Origin of the sequence: Acidovorax sp. JHL-3, assembly GCF_000526295.1 — a bacterium.
Classification (GTDB): Bacteria; Pseudomonadota; Gammaproteobacteria; order Burkholderiales; family Burkholderiaceae_C; genus Acidovorax; species Acidovorax defluvii.
In genome coordinates, this window is sequence record NZ_JAFU01000001.1 from 627,873 (window position 1) to 643,634 (window position 15,762).

The following is a 15,762-nucleotide window of genomic DNA, read 5'->3' on the forward strand; positions in this document are numbered from 1 at the left end:
GCAACTTGCCGCTCCCTCTGCCATGACCCATTCTCCCGCTGAGCCCTCCGGCACTTGCGCCCCCCCGATCGGTGAGGCCGGGTATTCGCGGTTTTTTCAGCGCCTGCAACGCCGGTACGCGCAAGACCTGGTCTTGCTGCCGCCCGGTGCGCCGGACAAAGCGGCGATGACGCAGGCGTTTGCCGCACTACAGGCACGAGGATCCGACACCGCCACCGCCTTGCGCGTCCTGCGCCAACTGGTCATGGAGCGGCTCATCCGGCTCGATTGCGATGCCCAGGCCCCGTTGTCAGACATTACCCGCGCGGTCACCGAACTGGCAGAGTTCGCGCTGGACCAGTCGTGCCTTCACGCCCGCCGCGAGCTGGACAGCCGCCACGGCGCACCGCTCTCGCCCGACGGACAGCCCGTGCCCCTGTGGGTGATCGGCATGGGCAAGCTCGGTGCGCGCGAGCTCAATGTGTCCAGCGACATCGACCTGATCTATGTGTATGCACAGGACGGAGAAACGGCCGGCAACCCCGAGGGGCGCGGCCGCATTTCCAACCATGAGTACTTTGCCCATGCGGTGAAGATCATCTACAGCCTGGTCGGCGACACCACCGAACATGGTTTTGTCTTCCGGGTGGACCTGGCCCTGCGGCCCCATGGCAATTCCGGCCCCGCAGCGGTGTCGCTGGCGGCGCTGGAGGAATACCTGCAGGTACAGGGCCGCGAATGGGAGCGTTTTGCCTGGCTCAAGAGCCGGGTGGTGGCGCCGCAAAGCGCTATCGGCAGCGCAGAAGTGCTGGCGCTGCGCAGCGTGGTGCTGCCGTTCGTGTTCCGCCGTTATCTGGACTACAGCGTGTTTGACGCGCTGCGCACCTTGCACCGGCAGATCCGCGAGCACGCCGCCAAGCGCAGCGCCGGACATCCGGAGCGCGCTAACGATGTGAAGCTGTCGCGCGGCGGCATCCGCGAAATCGAGTTCACCGTGCAACTGCTGCAGGTGGTGCGCGGCGGGCAGTTCCCCGAATTGCGTCGCCGGCCCACGCTGGATGCGCTGCAACGCCTCGCCCAGGCGGGGCTCATGCCCCAGGAGACGGCCGATGCACTGGCGCGGGCGTATGTGTTTTTGCGCCGTGTGGAGCACCGTATCCAGTACCTCGACGACCAGCAGACCCATGTGCTGCCCACGTGCGATGACGACCTGGCCTGGATTGCCCGCACCATGGGCCACACCGACTGCTGCGGTTTTCTGCATGCGCTCGATGCCCATCGTGAACTGGTGGCGCAAGAGTTCGACACCCTGCTGGGCGGCAATGGCAAAAAGGAATGCAACGGCGGTGGATGCGGCGGGCCGCGCGCAGTTGCCGCACCTCCGCCCGAGCTGGAAGGCTTGCTAGAACAGCTGCCTCCCGGCTTTCGCGAGCGCGTGGCCGAGTGGCGCACGCACCCCCGCGTGACGGCGCTGCGCGACGAAGCACGCGCTCGGCTGTTCCGGCTGATCCAGCGCACGGCGCAGTGGCTGGGCGAAGGCCGCGTCACCGAAGAAGCAGCCGTGCGCCTCGTGAACTGGCTCGAACCCCTGCTGCGCCGCGAAAGTTATCTGGCCTTGTTGCTGGAACGCCCCTCGGTGCACGAGCAGCTGCTGCACCTTCTGGGCGCCGCTCGGTGGCCCGCACGCTACCTGTTGCAACACCCCGGCGTCATCGATGAACTGGTAGGCGACGCGCTGCTGGCCGAGCGCTTTGTGGTGGCCGATTTCGAACGCGAGCTCACCCTGCGACTGGCCGCGCTGCGGTCCACCGGCGAGGACGACGACGAAACCCTGCTGAACCTGCTGCGCCGCGCTCAGCACGCGGAAACCTTTCGCACGCTGGCACGCGACGTGGAGCACCGGATCACGGTCGAACAGGTGGCCGACGACCTCAGCGCCCTGGCCGACAGCGTGCTGCGCATCTCTGCACAGTGGTGCTGGAGCCGCCTCAAGAACCGGCACCGCGAAACACCGCAATTTGCCATCATTGGCTACGGCAAGCTGGGGGGCAAGGAGCTGGGTTATGGCAGCGACCTCGACATCGTTTTCGTGTTTGACGATGACGATGAACGCGCCCCCGAGATCTATGCGGCGTTTGTGCGCAAGCTGATCAACTGGCTCACCGTGAAGACCGGCGAGGGCGATCTGTACGAAATCGACACTGCCCTGCGCCCCAATGGCAGCTCCGGCCTGCTGGTCACCAGTTTCGATGCCTACGCGGCCTACCAGCAGCAACGCGGCAGCAACACGGCATGGACCTGGGAACACCAGGCGATGACGCGGGCGCGCTTTGTTTTGGGCAGTGCGGCCCTGCAGGCGCGGTTTGATGCGGTGCGAGAGGCTGTGATCACCTCGCCGCGAGACCCTGCGGCGCTGCGTGCGGAGATTGTGGCCATGCGTGAGCGCGTGCGCTCTGCCCACCGCACACGCGACGGGCAGTTTGATGTGAAACACAGCCCGGGCGGCATGGTGGATGCCGAATTTGCCGTGCAATACCTGGTGCTGGCGAATTCCGCAAGCCATCCGGAACTGGTGGGCAACGTGGGCAACATCGCGCTGCTGCAACGTGCCGAGCAGGTGGGCTTGTTGCCTGCCGGTGTGGGCCACGCGGCGGCTGACGCCTACCGCGAGCTGCGCCGCGTGCAGCACCGTGCACGGCTCGATGAAGTGCCCACCGAGGTAACGCCACCGGCATTGCAGGCAGAACAACATGCTGTGCTGGACCTCTGGCACGCGGTTTTTGGCGAGAACTCCGCAGTTTCCGCAAAGGCGTGAGCTTCTCACTCTTTGGGCCGTGAGAAGCTCACGCGTGACGGCCAGCGACGCGTGGCAATTTACGGGGGTGGTGCTCCCCTGGATTCGCGCGCTGCGCAGGCCGGGCAGGGCATTCGCCGGGGGCCTTTCTGCAGGCGATGCCAAGGCGAGGGCAGACCGGGGTGAGGGCTCCGGTGACCGGGGGTTGTTCCCACTTGCCTGCGGGCATGATTGTTAGATAATGTAACGAGCACCATGAACCTTGTTGCACTGAACATCGACAGCATCCAGTTGGGTCACCCGTTGCCATTTGTGCTGCGCGGTGCGGATGGAACGTTGCTGGCACAAAAGGGCTATGTCATTCGCACCCGCGCCGAGCTGGATTCGCTGGTGTCGCGCGGCTTGAAGCTGTGCGTGGACACAGATGAGTCGGGCGAAAGCCACCGCGCGTATCTGGCACAGCTGCAAAAAATGCTGATGTCCGACACCTCCCTGGGGCAGATTGCCGCGATGACGATGCAGGCAGGTGCGCAGGCAGGCCGGGAGCGCGGTGGCAAGTATGTGCCGGACTGGTCGGAATTGCAGTTGCGCGCCACCCAGTTGCTGCGCTCACCGCTGGCTGTCGATTTCGAAGGCCGTTTTCAATCCTTGCACAGCGAGCTGGCCCGCAACTGCGAGCAAACGCCCGATGCCACGCTTCTGGCCCTGATCTATCTTTCGGCACAGGAAACCCGCATGTACAGCGCCACCCACGCCATGTTGGTGGGTTGCGTCTGCATGGTGGTGGCCCGTGAAATGCTGCGCTGGCCCGATGCGCGGGTACTGCAAGTGGGCAGCGCGGCGCTCACCATGAACATCGCGATGACCGAGTTGCAGGACCAGCTGGCCCAGCAATCGCAGCCGCTCACGTCCCAGCAGATCGTGGCCGTGGAAGACCATGCCAGTCGGTCAGAGCAGTTGCTTCGGTGCCTGGGGGTGGCCGACCCCGTGTGGCTGGAGGCAGTGCTATGCCACCACCACCGCTCGCCCGGCCCACTGGCGAAGAAGTCCGAGGCCCAGCAAATGGCGCGGCTGGTGCAGCGCGCCGACATCTTTGGTGCGCGACTGGCGCCCCGCGTGGCACGTTCGCCCATGCCAGTTACGGCCGCCATGCAGGCCAGCTACTACGACGAAGAGCACCGCGTGGACGAGGCCGGCGCCGCGCTGGTGAAGACGCTGGGCGTCTATCCACCCGGGGCCTTTGTCCGGCTGGCCACCCAGGAAGTGGCGGTGGTGCTCCGCCGGGGTGCAACGGCCACAACGCCCCGCGTGGCGGTGGTGATGAACCGCGACGGCATGCCCACGGGCGAAATGATTCCACGCGACACCTCGCAAGCTGCCTGGAAGATCACCGGCGTGGTGGCCTACCGGGATATCCGGGTGCAACTCCCCCTGGACCGCTTGCTGGCACTGGTGTAGCCCACCGTGCAGGGGCCCTTTCCTGTGCGCCCCGTTCTCAGCCCCTTACCGGAAAACGTCACACCACGTGCGCGCGCACGGCCGCGGTTCGTCCACGCCGCCTCTCTGGCGCATTCCTCGCCGCTTTGGCGTCGTGAATCCCGTCTCGATGTGACTCGACTGCGCGGCAGCGCAAGCCCCAAAAAACAGCGTGGGCAAAAAATCCACCGCAATGGCACCCCGGTCACGCATACTATTTGGTATAAATAAATACCAAACGGGGCAATTTGTGATGAAATAGTCAAACCATCAGGAAATCCACCATGAAACCCGCTATGAAATCCCTCTCTCGCCTTTCCATGGCCCTTCGCATTGCGGGCGTGGCCGGGTTGATGCTGACCGGTGGTGCGGCCTACGCTGGCGAGGCGCAGGCCTGCCCGGCAACACTGCAGCACACCTTTGACCGGCTGCAGGACGAAAAGCCGCAGTCGTTGTGCCAGTACAGCGGCAAGGTGGTGCTGATCGTCAACACCGCCAGCTACTGCGGCTTCACAGGCCAGTACAAGGGGCTGGAAGATCTGTATGCCCGCTACAAGGACAAGGGGCTGGTGGTGCTCGGGTTCCCATCCAACGATTTCTCCCAGGAAAGCGGCAGCAATCAGCAGATTGCCGACTTCTGCGAGAACACCTTTGGCGTGAAATTTCCGATGTTTGCCAAAAGCAGCGTCAAGGGCCCAGAGGCCTCGCCTTTGTACCGCCAGCTCGCGCAGTTGTCGGGCACGGCGCCACGCTGGAATTTCCACAAATACCTTTTGGGGCGCAACGGCCAGCTGGTGGACAGCTATTCCAGCCTGACGGCGCCCGACAGCAAGGGCCTGGTGCGCGCCATCGAACAGCAGCTGGCAGCACCCCAACCCAAGTGATTTCCATGACCTCGTTACGTTTTTCTGATATTTTTCACCCCCGGGGCTGGAACTTTGGAGGTACAACCCCATTCTGTCTATTGCAAGGACGCATTGAGCGCCTTACCGTTTTGACGTTGCGAAGCCTTTCGGCCCTCCGGGTTCCGACTGACCTCCTGAAGCGCTTCTCCTCCCTCCCTCTCTTATTCGTTTCGGGACGCTTCGCAACGCTTTTATTCCAGGCGCCGGTCAGAGGGGGCCGGCCATGAAAGTCGCCATCATTGGCTCTGGCATCTCCGGGCTTTCTGTCGCGCACCAGCTGCGCGGCCAGGCCGACATCACCCTGTACGAAGCGGGCGACTATTTCGGTGGCCACACCCACACCGTGGACGTCACGCTGCCCGATGCGTCGGGCGCCCCCGTCACGCACGGCGTGGACACCGGATTTCTGGTGTTCAACGAGCGCACCTACCCGCACCTGATCCGTTTGCTGGCCGATCTGGGCGTGGAGACCGCCAAGTCGGACATGTCTTTCTCGGTGCAGGTGCCGGGCGCCTTGGGTGGCTCGGGCGGCGGCCGCACGCTAGAGTGGAGCGGCACCAACCTCAGCACCGTGTTTGCCCAGCGCACCAACCTGGTCAACCCGCGCTTTCTGGGCATGCTGCGCGACCTGCTGCGCTTCAACAAGCTGTGCACGCGCATTGCACAGGCCCAGGCCGATGCGGCGCTGATGCAGCCGCTGGGTGATTTCCTTAAGCAGCACCGCTTTGGCGATGCCTTCCGCGACTGGTACTTCTTGCCCATGCTGGGCTGCATCTGGAGCTGCCCCACCGACCAGATGCTGAAATTCCCCGTGGCCACCATGATCCGGTTCTGCCACAACCACGGCCTCATCCAGGTGAGCAACCGCCCGCAGTGGTGGACGGTGTCCGGCGGCGCGCGCCACTATGTTGACAAGATCGTGGCGGGCATTGCCGACAAGCGCTTGTCCACGCCCGTGCGCCGCATCGAGCGCGATGCCGCTGGCGTGCGCGTAGTCACCGACGGCCGGGTGGAGCACTTCGACCAGGTGGTGCTGGCCACGCATTCAGACCAGTCGCTGGCGCTGCTGGCCCAGCCCACGCAGCAGGAGCGTGCCGTGCTGGGCGCCATCCGCTACCAAGCCAACCGCGCCGTGCTGCACACCGACACCTCGGTGCTGCCCGCACGCCGCGCCGCCTGGGCTGCGTGGAACTACGAGCGCGCCCAACAAAAGAGCCGCGAATCGGCCCGCGTGTGCCTGCACTACCTCATCAACCAACTGCAACCCGTGCCGTTTGCCCAGCCCGTGGTGGTGTCGCTCAACCCGCTGCGCGACATTGCACCCGAGCAGGTGATCGGCAGCTACGAATATGCGCACCCGGTGTTCGACATGGCGGCCATCCGCGCGCAGCAGCAGGTGGGCAACATCCAGGGGCAGCAGCACACCTGGTACTGCGGTGCCTGGACCGGCTATGGCTTTCACGAAGACGGTCTCAAATCGGGCCTGGCCGTGGCGCAGCAACTGCTGGCAGCCATGCCCGCCACGCTGGCGGAGGCCGCATGACAGCGACCGCCACGCCCACCTTGCCCCTGATCGGCTTTGGCCAGGTGCGCCACACGCGGTTGCGGCCCAAGAAACACGCGTTTGCCTACCGCACGTTCTTCCTCATGCTGCCGATGCGCAGCCTGGCCGGAGCACCCAGCGCGCACGGCAGGCTGGCGGTGAACCGGCGTGGCGCCATCAGCTTTCATGACGTGGACCATGGCGACGGCCGCAGCGCCGCACAGGGCGGGGCGCTGGCCTGGCTCGACGAACTGCTGCGCACCGAAGGCATCAACGACGCCACCGGCGAGGTCTGGCTGCACTGCTACCCGCGTGTGCTGGGCTACACCTTCAAGCCGGTGAGCTTCTGGTACTGCCACCGCAGCGATGGCAGCCTGCGCGCCATCGTGGTGGAGGTCAACAACACCTTTGGCGAGCGCCACTGCTACCTGCTCGATGCGCCGCAATACGGCGTGGAACTGCAGGCGCGCAAGGTGTTCCATGTGTCGCCGTTCTGCGAGGTGAGCGGGGGCTACCGGTTTCGCTTCATGCGCACGCCCGCCAGCGCGGCCGACGCAGGCCGCACGGTGGTGCGCATCGACCACGACGACGACACCGGCCCGCTGATCCAGACCAGCGTGAGCGGCACCCTGCACGCCATCACCGCCCAGACCCTGCGCCATGCGCTGTGGGGCTACCCCGCCATGACGCTGGCCGTTGTGGCCCGTATTCACTGGCATGCGCTGCGCCTTTGGCTCAAGCGCGTCCGGTTCCATCGCAAACCCGAGGCACCCGCCTCCACCGTGACCCGTTGATCTCCATGTCGCCCCAGTCCCGCGAGACCGCCATGAACACCACCACCGCTCCCCGCTCTGCCCAGGCCCTGCCTGCGGGCACACCCGCTGCGGCGCGCACGGCCCTCAGGCTTTTGCAGCGGCTGCAGCATGGCCACCTCACCGTGCAGCTGCCCGATGGCACGCTGCAGCATTTCGGGCACGGCAACGGCCCATCGGCCGCGATCACGTTCAAGAACTGGAACGTGTGCAGCGCCGCGCTCCGGTCGGGCGATATCGGGTTTGCCGAAAGCTACATTGCGGGCGACTGGACCACACCGCACCTCACCGACCTGCTCAAGCTTTTCATCGCCAACCGCCAGCAGGTCGAAGGCGTGATCTACGGCACCTGGGCCGGGCGGCTGCTGTACCGCATCAAGCACCTGCTCAACCGCAACACGCGCGCCAACAGCCAGAAAAACATCCATGCCCACTACGACCTGGGCAACGCGTTTTACGCGCTGTGGCTGGACGACACGATGAACTATTCGTCCGCCTGGTTCGAGGGCGATGCGGGCGGCGACATGCGCGTGGCCCAGCACGCCAAGGTGCGCCGCGCATTGCGCATGGCGGGCGTGCAGGCAGGTGACCGCGTGCTGGAGATCGGCTGCGGCTGGGGCGCCCTGGCCGAGATGGCCACCACCGAGTTTGGGGCATCCCTCACGGGCGTGACGCTTTCGACCGAGCAGCTCGCGTTTGCGCAAAAGCGCATGGCGGCGCATGGGGTGGAGAACAAGGCCGATTTGCGGCTGCAGGACTACCGCGACATCGACGACGGCCCCTACGACGCGGTCTGCTCCATCGAAATGGTCGAGGCCGTGGGCCGCGAATACTGGCCCACCTATTTTCAGTCGGTCAACCGCCTGCTCAAGCCCGGTGGCAAGGCCTGCATCCAGAGCATCGTCATCGACGACAGCCTGTTTGCGCGCTACATCAGTTCCACCGACTTCATCCAGCAGTACATCTTTCCGGGCGGCTGCCTGCCCTGCCCGCGCGAGTTCCGGCGCGAGGCCGAGGCGGCGGGCCTGCGCGTGGTGGACGAGTTTGCGTTTGGCCAGGACTACGCCGAAACCCTCAAACGCTGGCGCGAGCGCTTTCTGGCGCAGCGCACGCAGATCCTGCAGCTCGGGTTTGACCAGCGCTTCATGCACATCTGGGAGTTCTACCTGGCCTACTGCGAAGCCGCGTTTGCCATGCGCAACATCGACCTCGTGCAGTACACCTTGGTCAAGGCGTGATTTCACTATGAAAAAAATAGCTATTACCGCTTTATTGATAAGCGCTACAGCCACTTTTCATTCAAATCTTGCTTTGGCACAGGTGGCCCCGGCCAGTGCGTCCCCCCTGGCCGCCACCACACCGCTGGCGGGCACCCGCATGGCAGGCGAGGGGGTTCTGCGGTTTTTGGGCTTCGAGATCTACCGTGCGCGCCTGTGGGTGCAACCCGGCTTTGATGCCGACAACTACACCGCCCAGCCGCTGGCGCTGGAGCTTACCTACCAGCGCAACTTCACCGCCGAGGCCATCGCCAAGCGCTCCATCGAGGAGATGCGCCGCGTGGGCAGCTTCACGCCACAGCAAGCCACGGGCTGGCAGCAGGCGCTGCAGGCGGCGCTGCCGGATGTGAAGCCGGGCGACCGCCTTTTGGGCTTGTACCAACCGGGCGCGGGCGCCGTGTTCAAGATGGGCGGGCGGGTGGTGGGCGAGGTGCCCGATGCCGAGTTTTCCCGCCTGTTCTTTGGCATCTGGCTCTCGCCCCAAACCTCAGAGCCCGGGCTGCGCCAGCAGCTCATCGCCATGACGCGTACCGCAGGGCAGCCATGACCGGCACGCAGCCCATCCGCGCCGGCGCAGGCCTGGCCTATGGGCTGCTGGGCCTGCCGCTGGCGTTTGTGGCGCTGCCGCTGTATGTGCTGCTGCCCAACCACTACGCACGCGAGTTCGGCATGCCGCTGGCCACGCTGGGCGCGGTGCTGCTGGCGGCGCGACTGTTCGATGCCATCTCCGACCCGCTGCTGGGCCGCCTGTCCGACCACCTGTTTGGTCGCTCGGTGCGGGCGGTGCTGGGTGTGGGCGCGCTGTCGGCCGGGGTGCTGGCGCTCGGGTTGATCAGCCTGTTCTTTCCGGCGGTGCGCGGCCCCGATGCGCTCGTGGCTTGGGCGCTCATCGCGCTGCTCATCACTTACACCGCCTACAGCCAGCTGAGCATTGCGCACCAGTCGTGGGGGGCGCGCCTGGGTGGCGACGAGCTGCAGCGCGGCCGCATCGTGGCCTGGCGCGAGGGCGCTGCGCTGGTGGGGGTGGTGCTGGCCTCGGTGTTGCCCGCGCTGCTGGGCCTGCCGGTCATGCTGGCGGTGTTTGCCATCACCTTGCTGCTGGGCTGGTGGGCCTGGACGCAGGCGCCGCGCCCTGCGGCCCATGGGGGCGCCGTGGCCGGGGTCTATCGACCGCCGCAACGCGCCAGCCTGTGGCGGCCGTGGGGGCGCCCCGCGTTCCGCCGCCTGCTGGCGGTGTTCATGCTCAATGGCATTGCCAGCGCCATCCCGGCCACGCTGGTGCTGTTTTTCATCCAGGACCGGCTGCAGGCCCCGCCCGCACAAGAGCCCATGTTCCTGGCGGCGTATTTCGTCTGCGCCGCACTGTCCATCCCGCTGTGGTTGCACGCCGTGGGCCGCTTTGGTCTGGCGCGCACCTGGCTGGCCGGCATGTTGCTGGCGATTGCGGTGTTTGTGTGGACCGCCTTTCTGGGGGCGGGCGACGCCCTGCCGTTCCTGGTGGTCTGTGCGCTGTCCGGCGTGGCGCTTGGCACCGACCTGGCCCTGCCCAGCGCCCTGTTGGCCGGCGTGATTGCGGCCGAGGGCGATAGCGGCCAGCACGAAGGCGCCTATTTTGGCTGGTGGAACTTTGCGACCAAGCTCAACCTGGCGCTGGCCGCAGGCCTGGCGCTACCGCTGCTGGGCTGGCTGGGCTACACGCCCGGCACCCGCAGCGAAGACGGCCTGCAGACCCTGGGCCTGGCCTATGCGGTGCTGCCCTGCCTGCTCAAGCTGATGGCGGCGGCAGCACTGTATGCGCTCATCCTTCGGCCCCTGCAGGCCACGCCAACCCTTTGTACGAACCGACCCCAAGGCACCCCACCATGATGCAACGACGCCTCCTCCTTTCGGCCGCTGTGGCTGCGCCCGTGGTCCTGTCTGGCTGCGCCAGCCAGAGCATTGACGGCTATGCCAGCGAAAAACCGGTGCTGGACCTTGCGCAGTATTTCAACGGCACCATCGACGCGCATGGAATTTTCCAGGACCGTGGCGGCCGCATCGTCAAACGCTTCACCGTGGTCATGGACTGCGAGTGGAAGGGCAACCAGGGCGTACTGGACGAGGCCTTCACCTACTCGGACGGCACCACGCAGCGGCGCATCTGGCGCCTGACAAAGCACGCTGACGGCCGCTACACCGGCACCGCCGACGACGTGGTGGGCACGGCCAACGGGCAAACGCGCGGCAACGCCTTTCGCTGGACCTACACGCTGGCGTTGCCCGTGGATGGCAAGGTCTACAACGTCGATCTGGACGACTGGATGTACCTCATTGACGACCGCGTGATGCTCAACCGCGCCACCATGAGCAAGCTCGGATTCCGGCTGGGCGAGATCACACTGTCCTTCACCAAACGCGCAGCATGAGCCTCAACCCCCCCCTGCGCGACTGGCGTGGCCGCCGTGCCTGGCTGATCGGGGCCAGCAGCGGCATTGGCCGGGCCACGGCCGCCGCGCTGCATGCGCGCGGTGCGCAGGTCATCGTGTCAGCGCGCAACGGTGATGCGCTCAATGCATTTGTCGCCCAGCACCCCGGCAGCATGGCCATGCCGATGGACACGGCAGAGCCCGAACAGGTGCAGGCCGCCGCGGCCCAGGTGCTGGCCGGCGGCGCGCCCGACCTGGTGTGCTACTGCGCGGGCTACTACCGCGACATGCGCGCCACCGATTTCGATCTGGCCGTGATGCTGCGCCACGAGCACATCAACTACAACGGCGTGCTGCATGTGCTGGCCGCCGTGTTGCCGCCCATGCTGACGGCGGCGCAGGCCGGGCGCCCCGGGCATATCAGCGTGATCAGCAGCGTGGCGGGCTTTCGGGGCCTGCCCAAAAGCCTGGCCTACGGGCCCACCAAGGCCGCGCTCATCAACCTGGCCGAAGCGCTGTACCTGGATCTGCACGACCTGGGCATGGGCGTGAGCGTGATCAACCCCGGCTTTGTGGCCACGCCGCTCACGGCAGGCAACGACTTCACCATGCCCGCGCTCATCTCGCCCGAGGCCGCCGCCGCCGCCATCGTGCAGGGCTGGGAGCGGGGGCATTTCGACATCCACTTCCCCAAGCGCTTTACGCGGGTGATGAAACTGCTGCGGGTGTTACCGTACCGGTGGTATTTTCCGGCCGTGCGCCGCTTTACGGGACTTTGATGCCACACCCCGACGCCCCCAGCATGGAAGACGCCGTTACCCGCGTGGTGGCCTTCTTTGAGCACATCACGCCCGCCAACCTGGCAGCCATTGACCGCATCTATGCGCCCGATGCACGCTTTAAAGACCCGTTCAACGAGGTTTGCGGCGTCATTCCCATTCAGCAGATTTTTGAGCACATGTATGTGGCGCTCGACCAGCCCCGCTTTGTGGTCACCGGCCGCGTGGTGCAGGGGCAGCAGTGTTTTTTGACCTGGGATTTCTTGTTTGCATTCAAGAACTATCACCGCGGCGAAACCCAGACGGTGCGCGGCGCCTCGCACCTGGTGCTGGACCCTCAGGGCCTGATCGTGCTGCACCGCGACTATTGGGATGCCGCCGAAGAGCTGTACGAAAAACTGCCCGTGGTGGGCGCGCTGATGCGCTGGCTGCGGCGGCGCGCGGCGCAATAGCGCTTTGCGCCAGTCTCAAAAACAAGAATGCCGGCTTGCGTCGGCATCTTTTTGGGCGGCATCAAGCCCGTTGGCGCTCAGACCGGCTTGGTGTCCGCAAAGCTTGCGCGCTGCATCAGCTTGTCGAGCAGTTTGTCCAGGTTGGGATATTCGGCACGCCAGGCGATCTGGGGAAACCGGAACTCCAGCCAGCCCAGCGCGCAGCCCACGGCGATGTCCGACAGGCTCAGGTGGATGCCGCTGCAAAACGGCTTGTCGCCCAGGCCCTGGCTCATGGATTTGAGGCTGGCCTGCACCTTGCCCAGCTGGCGGTCCATCCACGCCTGGCTGCGTTCGCTGTCCTGGCGGCCCGCCCAGGTGGCCTCCAGGCGCGCAAGAATCGCTGCGTCCACCAATCCGTCGGCCAGCGCTTCCCAGGTCTTGACCTCGGCGCGTTCGCGTCCCTGCGCAGGAATCAGCTTGCCCACGGGCGACAGCGTGTCCAGATATTCCACGATCACACGGGAATCAAACACCGCCTCGCCGCCCTCCATCACCAGGCAGGGCACCTTGCCCAGCGGGTTGGATTTGGAAATGCCGGTCTCATCAGCCCAGACGTTTTCCTGCACGAACTGGTAGTCGAGCTTTTTTTCTGCCATCACGATGCGTACCTTGCGTACGTAGGGGCTGGCGTTGGAACCGATCAGTTTCATGTTTCTTCCATTGCGCGGGGTGGGCTGGTCCATACGCGTTGGATTCTATCGGCAGCGACCCATCCGAAACGCACCGTGGTGCGCGGCCTACAATCTTGCGCCATGAGCCTGTCCACCATCACCGCCCTGTCGCCGCTTGACGGCCGTTACGCCACCAAACTTGCCGCACTGCGGCCCATCATGAGCGAACACGGCTACATGCAGCGCCGTGTGCAGGTGGAGGTGGCGTGGTTTATCGCGCTGTCGGATGCCGGCTTTGCCGAGTTCAAGCCGCTGACCACCGGCGCCCGCGCCTATTTGCTGGGCTTGATCAAGAACTTCTCCGAGGCCGATTCGGCTGCCATCAAGGAGATCGAGAAAACCACCAACCACGACGTGAAAGCCGTCGAATACTGGATCAAGGCCAAGTTTGAAGCGCGCCCCGAGCTCGAAAAAGCATCGGAATTCGTGCACTTTGCCTGCACCAGCGAAGACATCAACAACACCAGCCACGCCCTGCAACTGCGCTCGGGCCGCGACCAGGTGGTGCTGCCGGGGCTGGACCGCATCATCCTCAAACTGCGCGAAATGTCCCACGCCTTTGCCGACGTGCCCATGCTCAGCCGCACGCACGGCCAGACCGCCAGCCCCACCACCGTGGGCAAGGAAATGGCCAACGTGCTCATGCGCCTGCAGGCCGCCAGCGAGCGCATTGCCGCCGTCAAGATCCTGGGCAAGATGAACGGCGCCGTGGGCAACTACAACGCCCACCTCTCGGCCTGGCCCGACTTTGACTGGGAAGCCTTCAGCAAGAAGGTCATCGAAACGCCCGAGCCCCTGGGCCTGGGCCTCACGTTCCAGCCCTACAGCATCCAGATCGAGCCGCACGACTACATGGCCGAGCTGTTTGATGCCGTGGCGCGCGCCAACACCATTTTGGTAGACCTGTCGCGCGACATCTGGGGCTATGTCAGCCTGGGCTACTTCAAGCAGCGCCTGAAGGCCGGCGAGATTGGCTCCAGCACCATGCCGCACAAGGTCAACCCCATCGACTTCGAGAACGCCGAGGGCAATCTGGGCCTGGCCAATGCGCTGCTGCGCCACCTCTCGGAAAAGCTGCCCATCAGCCGCTGGCAGCGCGACCTGACCGACAGCACCGTGCTGCGCAACATGGGCGTGGCCCTGGGATATGCCGCGCTGGCCTATGCCTCGCTGCTGACTGGCCTGAACAAGCTGGAACTGAACGAGGAAGCTTTGGCGGTGGACCTGGACGCGAGCTGGGAAGTGCTGGCCGAGCCCATCCAGACCGTGATGCGCCGCTATGGCGTGCAGGGCGCCTACGAAAAGCTCAAGGAAGTCACGCGCGGCCAGGTGGTGACGGCCGAGGCGCTGCACGGCCTGATCCGCTCGCTGGAAATCCCCCAGGCCGAAAAAGACCGCCTGCTGGCCATGACGCCGGGCAGCTACACCGGTAAGGCCGCCGAGCTGGCGCGGCGCGTCTGAACACCATTTCAAGCCTTTTTGGCCTCTAGCGCTTACAGGATAAGCGCTAGCAGCTATCCATTTCATAGTGAGGCTGCATGGCCATCAAATCCACCATCTTCAAGGCGAACCTGCAAATCGCCGACATCGACCACGGCTACTACGCCGACCACGCCCTCACGCTGGCCCGCCACCCCAGCGAGACCGACGAGCGCATGATGGTGCGGCTGGCCGCCTTGGCCATCCAGGCGCACCAGCTCAATGACCTGTGCAATGGCGACGGCACCCTGGCCTTTGGCGCGGGGCTGTCGGACCCGGACGATCCGGACGCCTCGCTGACCGATTTCACCGGGCGCAAGCGCGTGTGGATCGAGGTGGGCCAGCCCGAGGACAAACCGCTCACCAAGGCGTGCAGCAAGGCCGATTCGGTGATCGTGTACTGCTTCAACCACGCCGCCGAGATCTGGTGGAAGGGCATTGAAACCAAGCTCTCACGGCTGGAGAAACTGCAAGTCTGGCGCATTCCCACCGAGGCATCGCAGGCACTGGCGCAACTGGCCGAGCGCAGCATGCAGCTGCAGGCCACCGTGCAGGAAGGCGCCATCACCCTCAGCAGCACGCAGGGCAGCGTGCATGTGGAGCCCGTGCGCTGGAAGTGACGCGACAACACTGCCCATAGCGCGGCGGCTTACGCAACTGGCGCGCCCAAGGCCAGGGACGCCGAGCAAGGGCCGCCCCGCAGCGAGGGTGTCGTCCCCCTGCCCGCAGTGCGCAGCGCTGCGAGAGCGGGGGGGAAGCGGCGCAGCCGCTCAGAGGGGTGTCCCTTATTCGCGCGGCATGAGGGCGCCGCACTGCCAGCATTGCTCGAAGCCGCCTTCCACCATTTCGCCGCAGCGGCAATGCCAGCGGCGCTGGGGCAGGTCTTGCAGATCCTGCAGCAAGGCGCGGGCGCGGGTGGCGTGCTCGTCGTATTGCAGCCAGATTTCGGGCAAACACTGGTCGGGCGGCAGGTGTCCGGCGGCGGCCCCCAAGTATTGCCGCTGCACCGACGCCGTCATGCCCGCCTCGCACAGCAGGTCGGCCCACAGGGTGGCAATGGCGATGTTGGGGGCCTGGGTAAGACGCAGCATGGCCCCACCATAGCGCTTTGTGGGCGGGGCGTACAGGGCCGGGTTGTGCGCGGCGGG

Annotated in this window: 15 protein-coding genes; 13 read left to right on the top strand and 2 right to left on the bottom strand. The window is 65.5% G+C overall.

The window, feature by feature from the left end; translation table 11 throughout:
* Positions 1-22 precede the first annotated feature (22 nt).
* The 11 genes from glnE (at position 23) to K226_RS0102895 (ending at position 12,422) form a co-directional block, all read left to right on the top strand.
* Positions 23-2,794 carry a bifunctional [glutamate--ammonia ligase]-adenylyl-L-tyrosine phosphorylase/[glutamate--ammonia-ligase] adenylyltransferase gene (gene glnE / locus K226_RS0102845; protein ID WP_024813362.1) on the top strand — a complete coding sequence of 924 codons (2,772 nt, stop codon included), beginning with the start codon at positions 23-25 and terminating at the stop codon, positions 2,792-2,794.
* Between the two features lie 234 nt (positions 2,795-3,028).
* Positions 3,029-4,231, top strand: coding sequence for an HD-GYP domain-containing protein (locus K226_RS0102850; RefSeq protein WP_024813363.1), 1,203 nt, complete (start codon positions 3,029-3,031; stop codon positions 4,229-4,231).
* 314 nt (positions 4,232-4,545) lie between these two features.
* Complete coding sequence (locus K226_RS0102855; protein ID WP_024813364.1) at positions 4,546-5,133, top strand: glutathione peroxidase; 588 nt, start codon at positions 4,546-4,548, stop codon at positions 5,131-5,133.
* 244 nt (positions 5,134-5,377) lie between these two features.
* Complete coding sequence (locus tag K226_RS0102860) at positions 5,378-6,697, top strand: NAD(P)/FAD-dependent oxidoreductase (RefSeq protein ID WP_024813365.1); 1,320 nt, start codon at positions 5,378-5,380, stop codon at positions 6,695-6,697.
* Entirely contained in the window at positions 6,694-7,491 is a 798-nt protein-coding gene (locus tag K226_RS0102865; RefSeq protein ID WP_024813366.1) for a DUF1365 domain-containing protein, read from the top strand. The genes K226_RS0102860 and K226_RS0102865 overlap by 4 nt, the downstream gene beginning before the upstream one ends.
* 32 nt (positions 7,492-7,523) lie before the next feature.
* Positions 7,524-8,747 (top strand): cyclopropane-fatty-acyl-phospholipid synthase family protein, encoded by a 1,224-nt coding sequence (locus K226_RS0102870; RefSeq protein ID WP_024813367.1) that lies wholly within the window; start codon positions 7,524-7,526, stop codon positions 8,745-8,747.
* A 73-nt stretch (positions 8,748-8,820) separates the two neighbouring features.
* Complete coding sequence (locus K226_RS0102875; protein ID WP_035240835.1) at positions 8,821-9,333, top strand: chalcone isomerase family protein; 513 nt, start codon at positions 8,821-8,823, stop codon at positions 9,331-9,333.
* Positions 9,330-10,652: an MFS transporter gene (locus tag K226_RS0102880; protein WP_024813369.1), complete on the top strand. Its 1,323-nt coding sequence runs from the start codon at positions 9,330-9,332 to the stop codon at positions 10,650-10,652. The genes K226_RS0102875 and K226_RS0102880 overlap by 4 nt, the downstream gene beginning before the upstream one ends.
* Positions 10,649-11,191: a DUF3833 domain-containing protein gene (locus K226_RS0102885; protein ID WP_024813370.1), complete on the top strand. Its 543-nt coding sequence runs from the start codon at positions 10,649-10,651 to the stop codon at positions 11,189-11,191. The genes K226_RS0102880 and K226_RS0102885 overlap by 4 nt, the downstream gene beginning before the upstream one ends.
* Entirely contained in the window at positions 11,188-11,970 is a 783-nt protein-coding gene (locus tag K226_RS0102890) for an SDR family oxidoreductase (protein ID WP_024813371.1), read from the top strand. Before K226_RS0102885 ends, K226_RS0102890 begins: the two co-directional genes overlap by 4 nt.
* Positions 11,970-12,422 carry a nuclear transport factor 2 family protein gene (locus tag K226_RS0102895; RefSeq protein ID WP_024813372.1) on the top strand — a complete coding sequence of 151 codons (453 nt, stop codon included), beginning with the start codon at positions 11,970-11,972 and terminating at the stop codon, positions 12,420-12,422. The genes K226_RS0102890 and K226_RS0102895 overlap by 1 nt, the downstream gene beginning before the upstream one ends.
* Positions 12,423-12,499: 77 nt before the next feature.
* On the opposite strand, the gene K226_RS0102900 is transcribed toward K226_RS0102895, so the two are convergent.
* Positions 12,500-13,114, bottom strand: coding sequence for a glutathione S-transferase N-terminal domain-containing protein (locus K226_RS0102900; protein ID WP_024813373.1), 615 nt, complete (start codon positions 13,112-13,114; stop codon positions 12,500-12,502).
* Between the two features lie 102 nt (positions 13,115-13,216).
* Between K226_RS0102900 and purB the strand changes: the two genes are divergently transcribed.
* Both purB and K226_RS0102910 read left to right on the top strand, forming a co-directional pair.
* Positions 13,217-14,596 carry an adenylosuccinate lyase gene (purB, locus tag K226_RS0102905; RefSeq protein WP_024813374.1) on the top strand — a complete coding sequence of 460 codons (1,380 nt, stop codon included), beginning with the start codon at positions 13,217-13,219 and terminating at the stop codon, positions 14,594-14,596.
* A gap of 77 nt (positions 14,597-14,673) precedes the next feature.
* Complete coding sequence (locus K226_RS0102910) at positions 14,674-15,234, top strand: YaeQ family protein (protein ID WP_024813375.1); 561 nt, start codon at positions 14,674-14,676, stop codon at positions 15,232-15,234.
* Between the two features lie 165 nt (positions 15,235-15,399).
* Here K226_RS0102910 and K226_RS0102915 read toward each other — a convergent pair whose 3' ends face one another.
* A complete protein-coding gene (locus K226_RS0102915) occupies positions 15,400-15,705 on the bottom strand; it encodes a hypothetical protein (RefSeq protein WP_024813376.1) in 306 nt (101 codons plus the stop codon).
* Positions 15,706-15,762: the final 57 nt, after the last annotated feature.

Excerpts from the sequence above, each read along its gene's own strand:
- glnE (WP_024813362.1), top strand. The coding sequence starts at position 23 with ATGACCCATTCTCCCGCTGAGCCCTCCGGCACTTGCGCCCCCCCGATC.
- K226_RS0102890 (WP_024813371.1), top strand. The coding sequence starts at position 11,188 with ATGAGCCTCAACCCCCCCCTGCGCGACTGGCGTGGCCGCCGTGCCTGG.
- purB (WP_024813374.1), top strand. The coding sequence starts at position 13,217 with ATGAGCCTGTCCACCATCACCGCCCTGTCGCCGCTTGACGGCCGTTAC.
- K226_RS0102865 (WP_024813366.1), top strand. The coding sequence starts at position 6,694 with ATGACAGCGACCGCCACGCCCACCTTGCCCCTGATCGGCTTTGGCCAG.
- K226_RS0102850 (WP_024813363.1), top strand. The coding sequence starts at position 3,029 with ATGAACCTTGTTGCACTGAACATCGACAGCATCCAGTTGGGTCACCCG.
- K226_RS0102895 (WP_024813372.1), top strand. The coding sequence starts at position 11,970 with ATGCCACACCCCGACGCCCCCAGCATGGAAGACGCCGTTACCCGCGTG.
- K226_RS0102860 (WP_024813365.1), top strand. The coding sequence starts at position 5,378 with ATGAAAGTCGCCATCATTGGCTCTGGCATCTCCGGGCTTTCTGTCGCG.
- K226_RS0102880 (WP_024813369.1), top strand. The coding sequence starts at position 9,330 with ATGACCGGCACGCAGCCCATCCGCGCCGGCGCAGGCCTGGCCTATGGG.
- K226_RS0102885 (WP_024813370.1), top strand. The coding sequence starts at position 10,649 with ATGATGCAACGACGCCTCCTCCTTTCGGCCGCTGTGGCTGCGCCCGTG.
- K226_RS0102855 (WP_024813364.1), top strand. The coding sequence starts at position 4,546 with ATGAAATCCCTCTCTCGCCTTTCCATGGCCCTTCGCATTGCGGGCGTG.
- K226_RS0102915 (WP_024813376.1), bottom strand. The coding sequence starts at position 15,705 with ATGCTGCGTCTTACCCAGGCCCCCAACATCGCCATTGCCACCCTGTGG.
- K226_RS0102870 (WP_024813367.1), top strand. The coding sequence starts at position 7,524 with ATGAACACCACCACCGCTCCCCGCTCTGCCCAGGCCCTGCCTGCGGGC.
- K226_RS0102910 (WP_024813375.1), top strand. The coding sequence starts at position 14,674 with ATGGCCATCAAATCCACCATCTTCAAGGCGAACCTGCAAATCGCCGAC.
- K226_RS0102900 (WP_024813373.1), bottom strand. The coding sequence starts at position 13,114 with ATGAAACTGATCGGTTCCAACGCCAGCCCCTACGTACGCAAGGTACGC.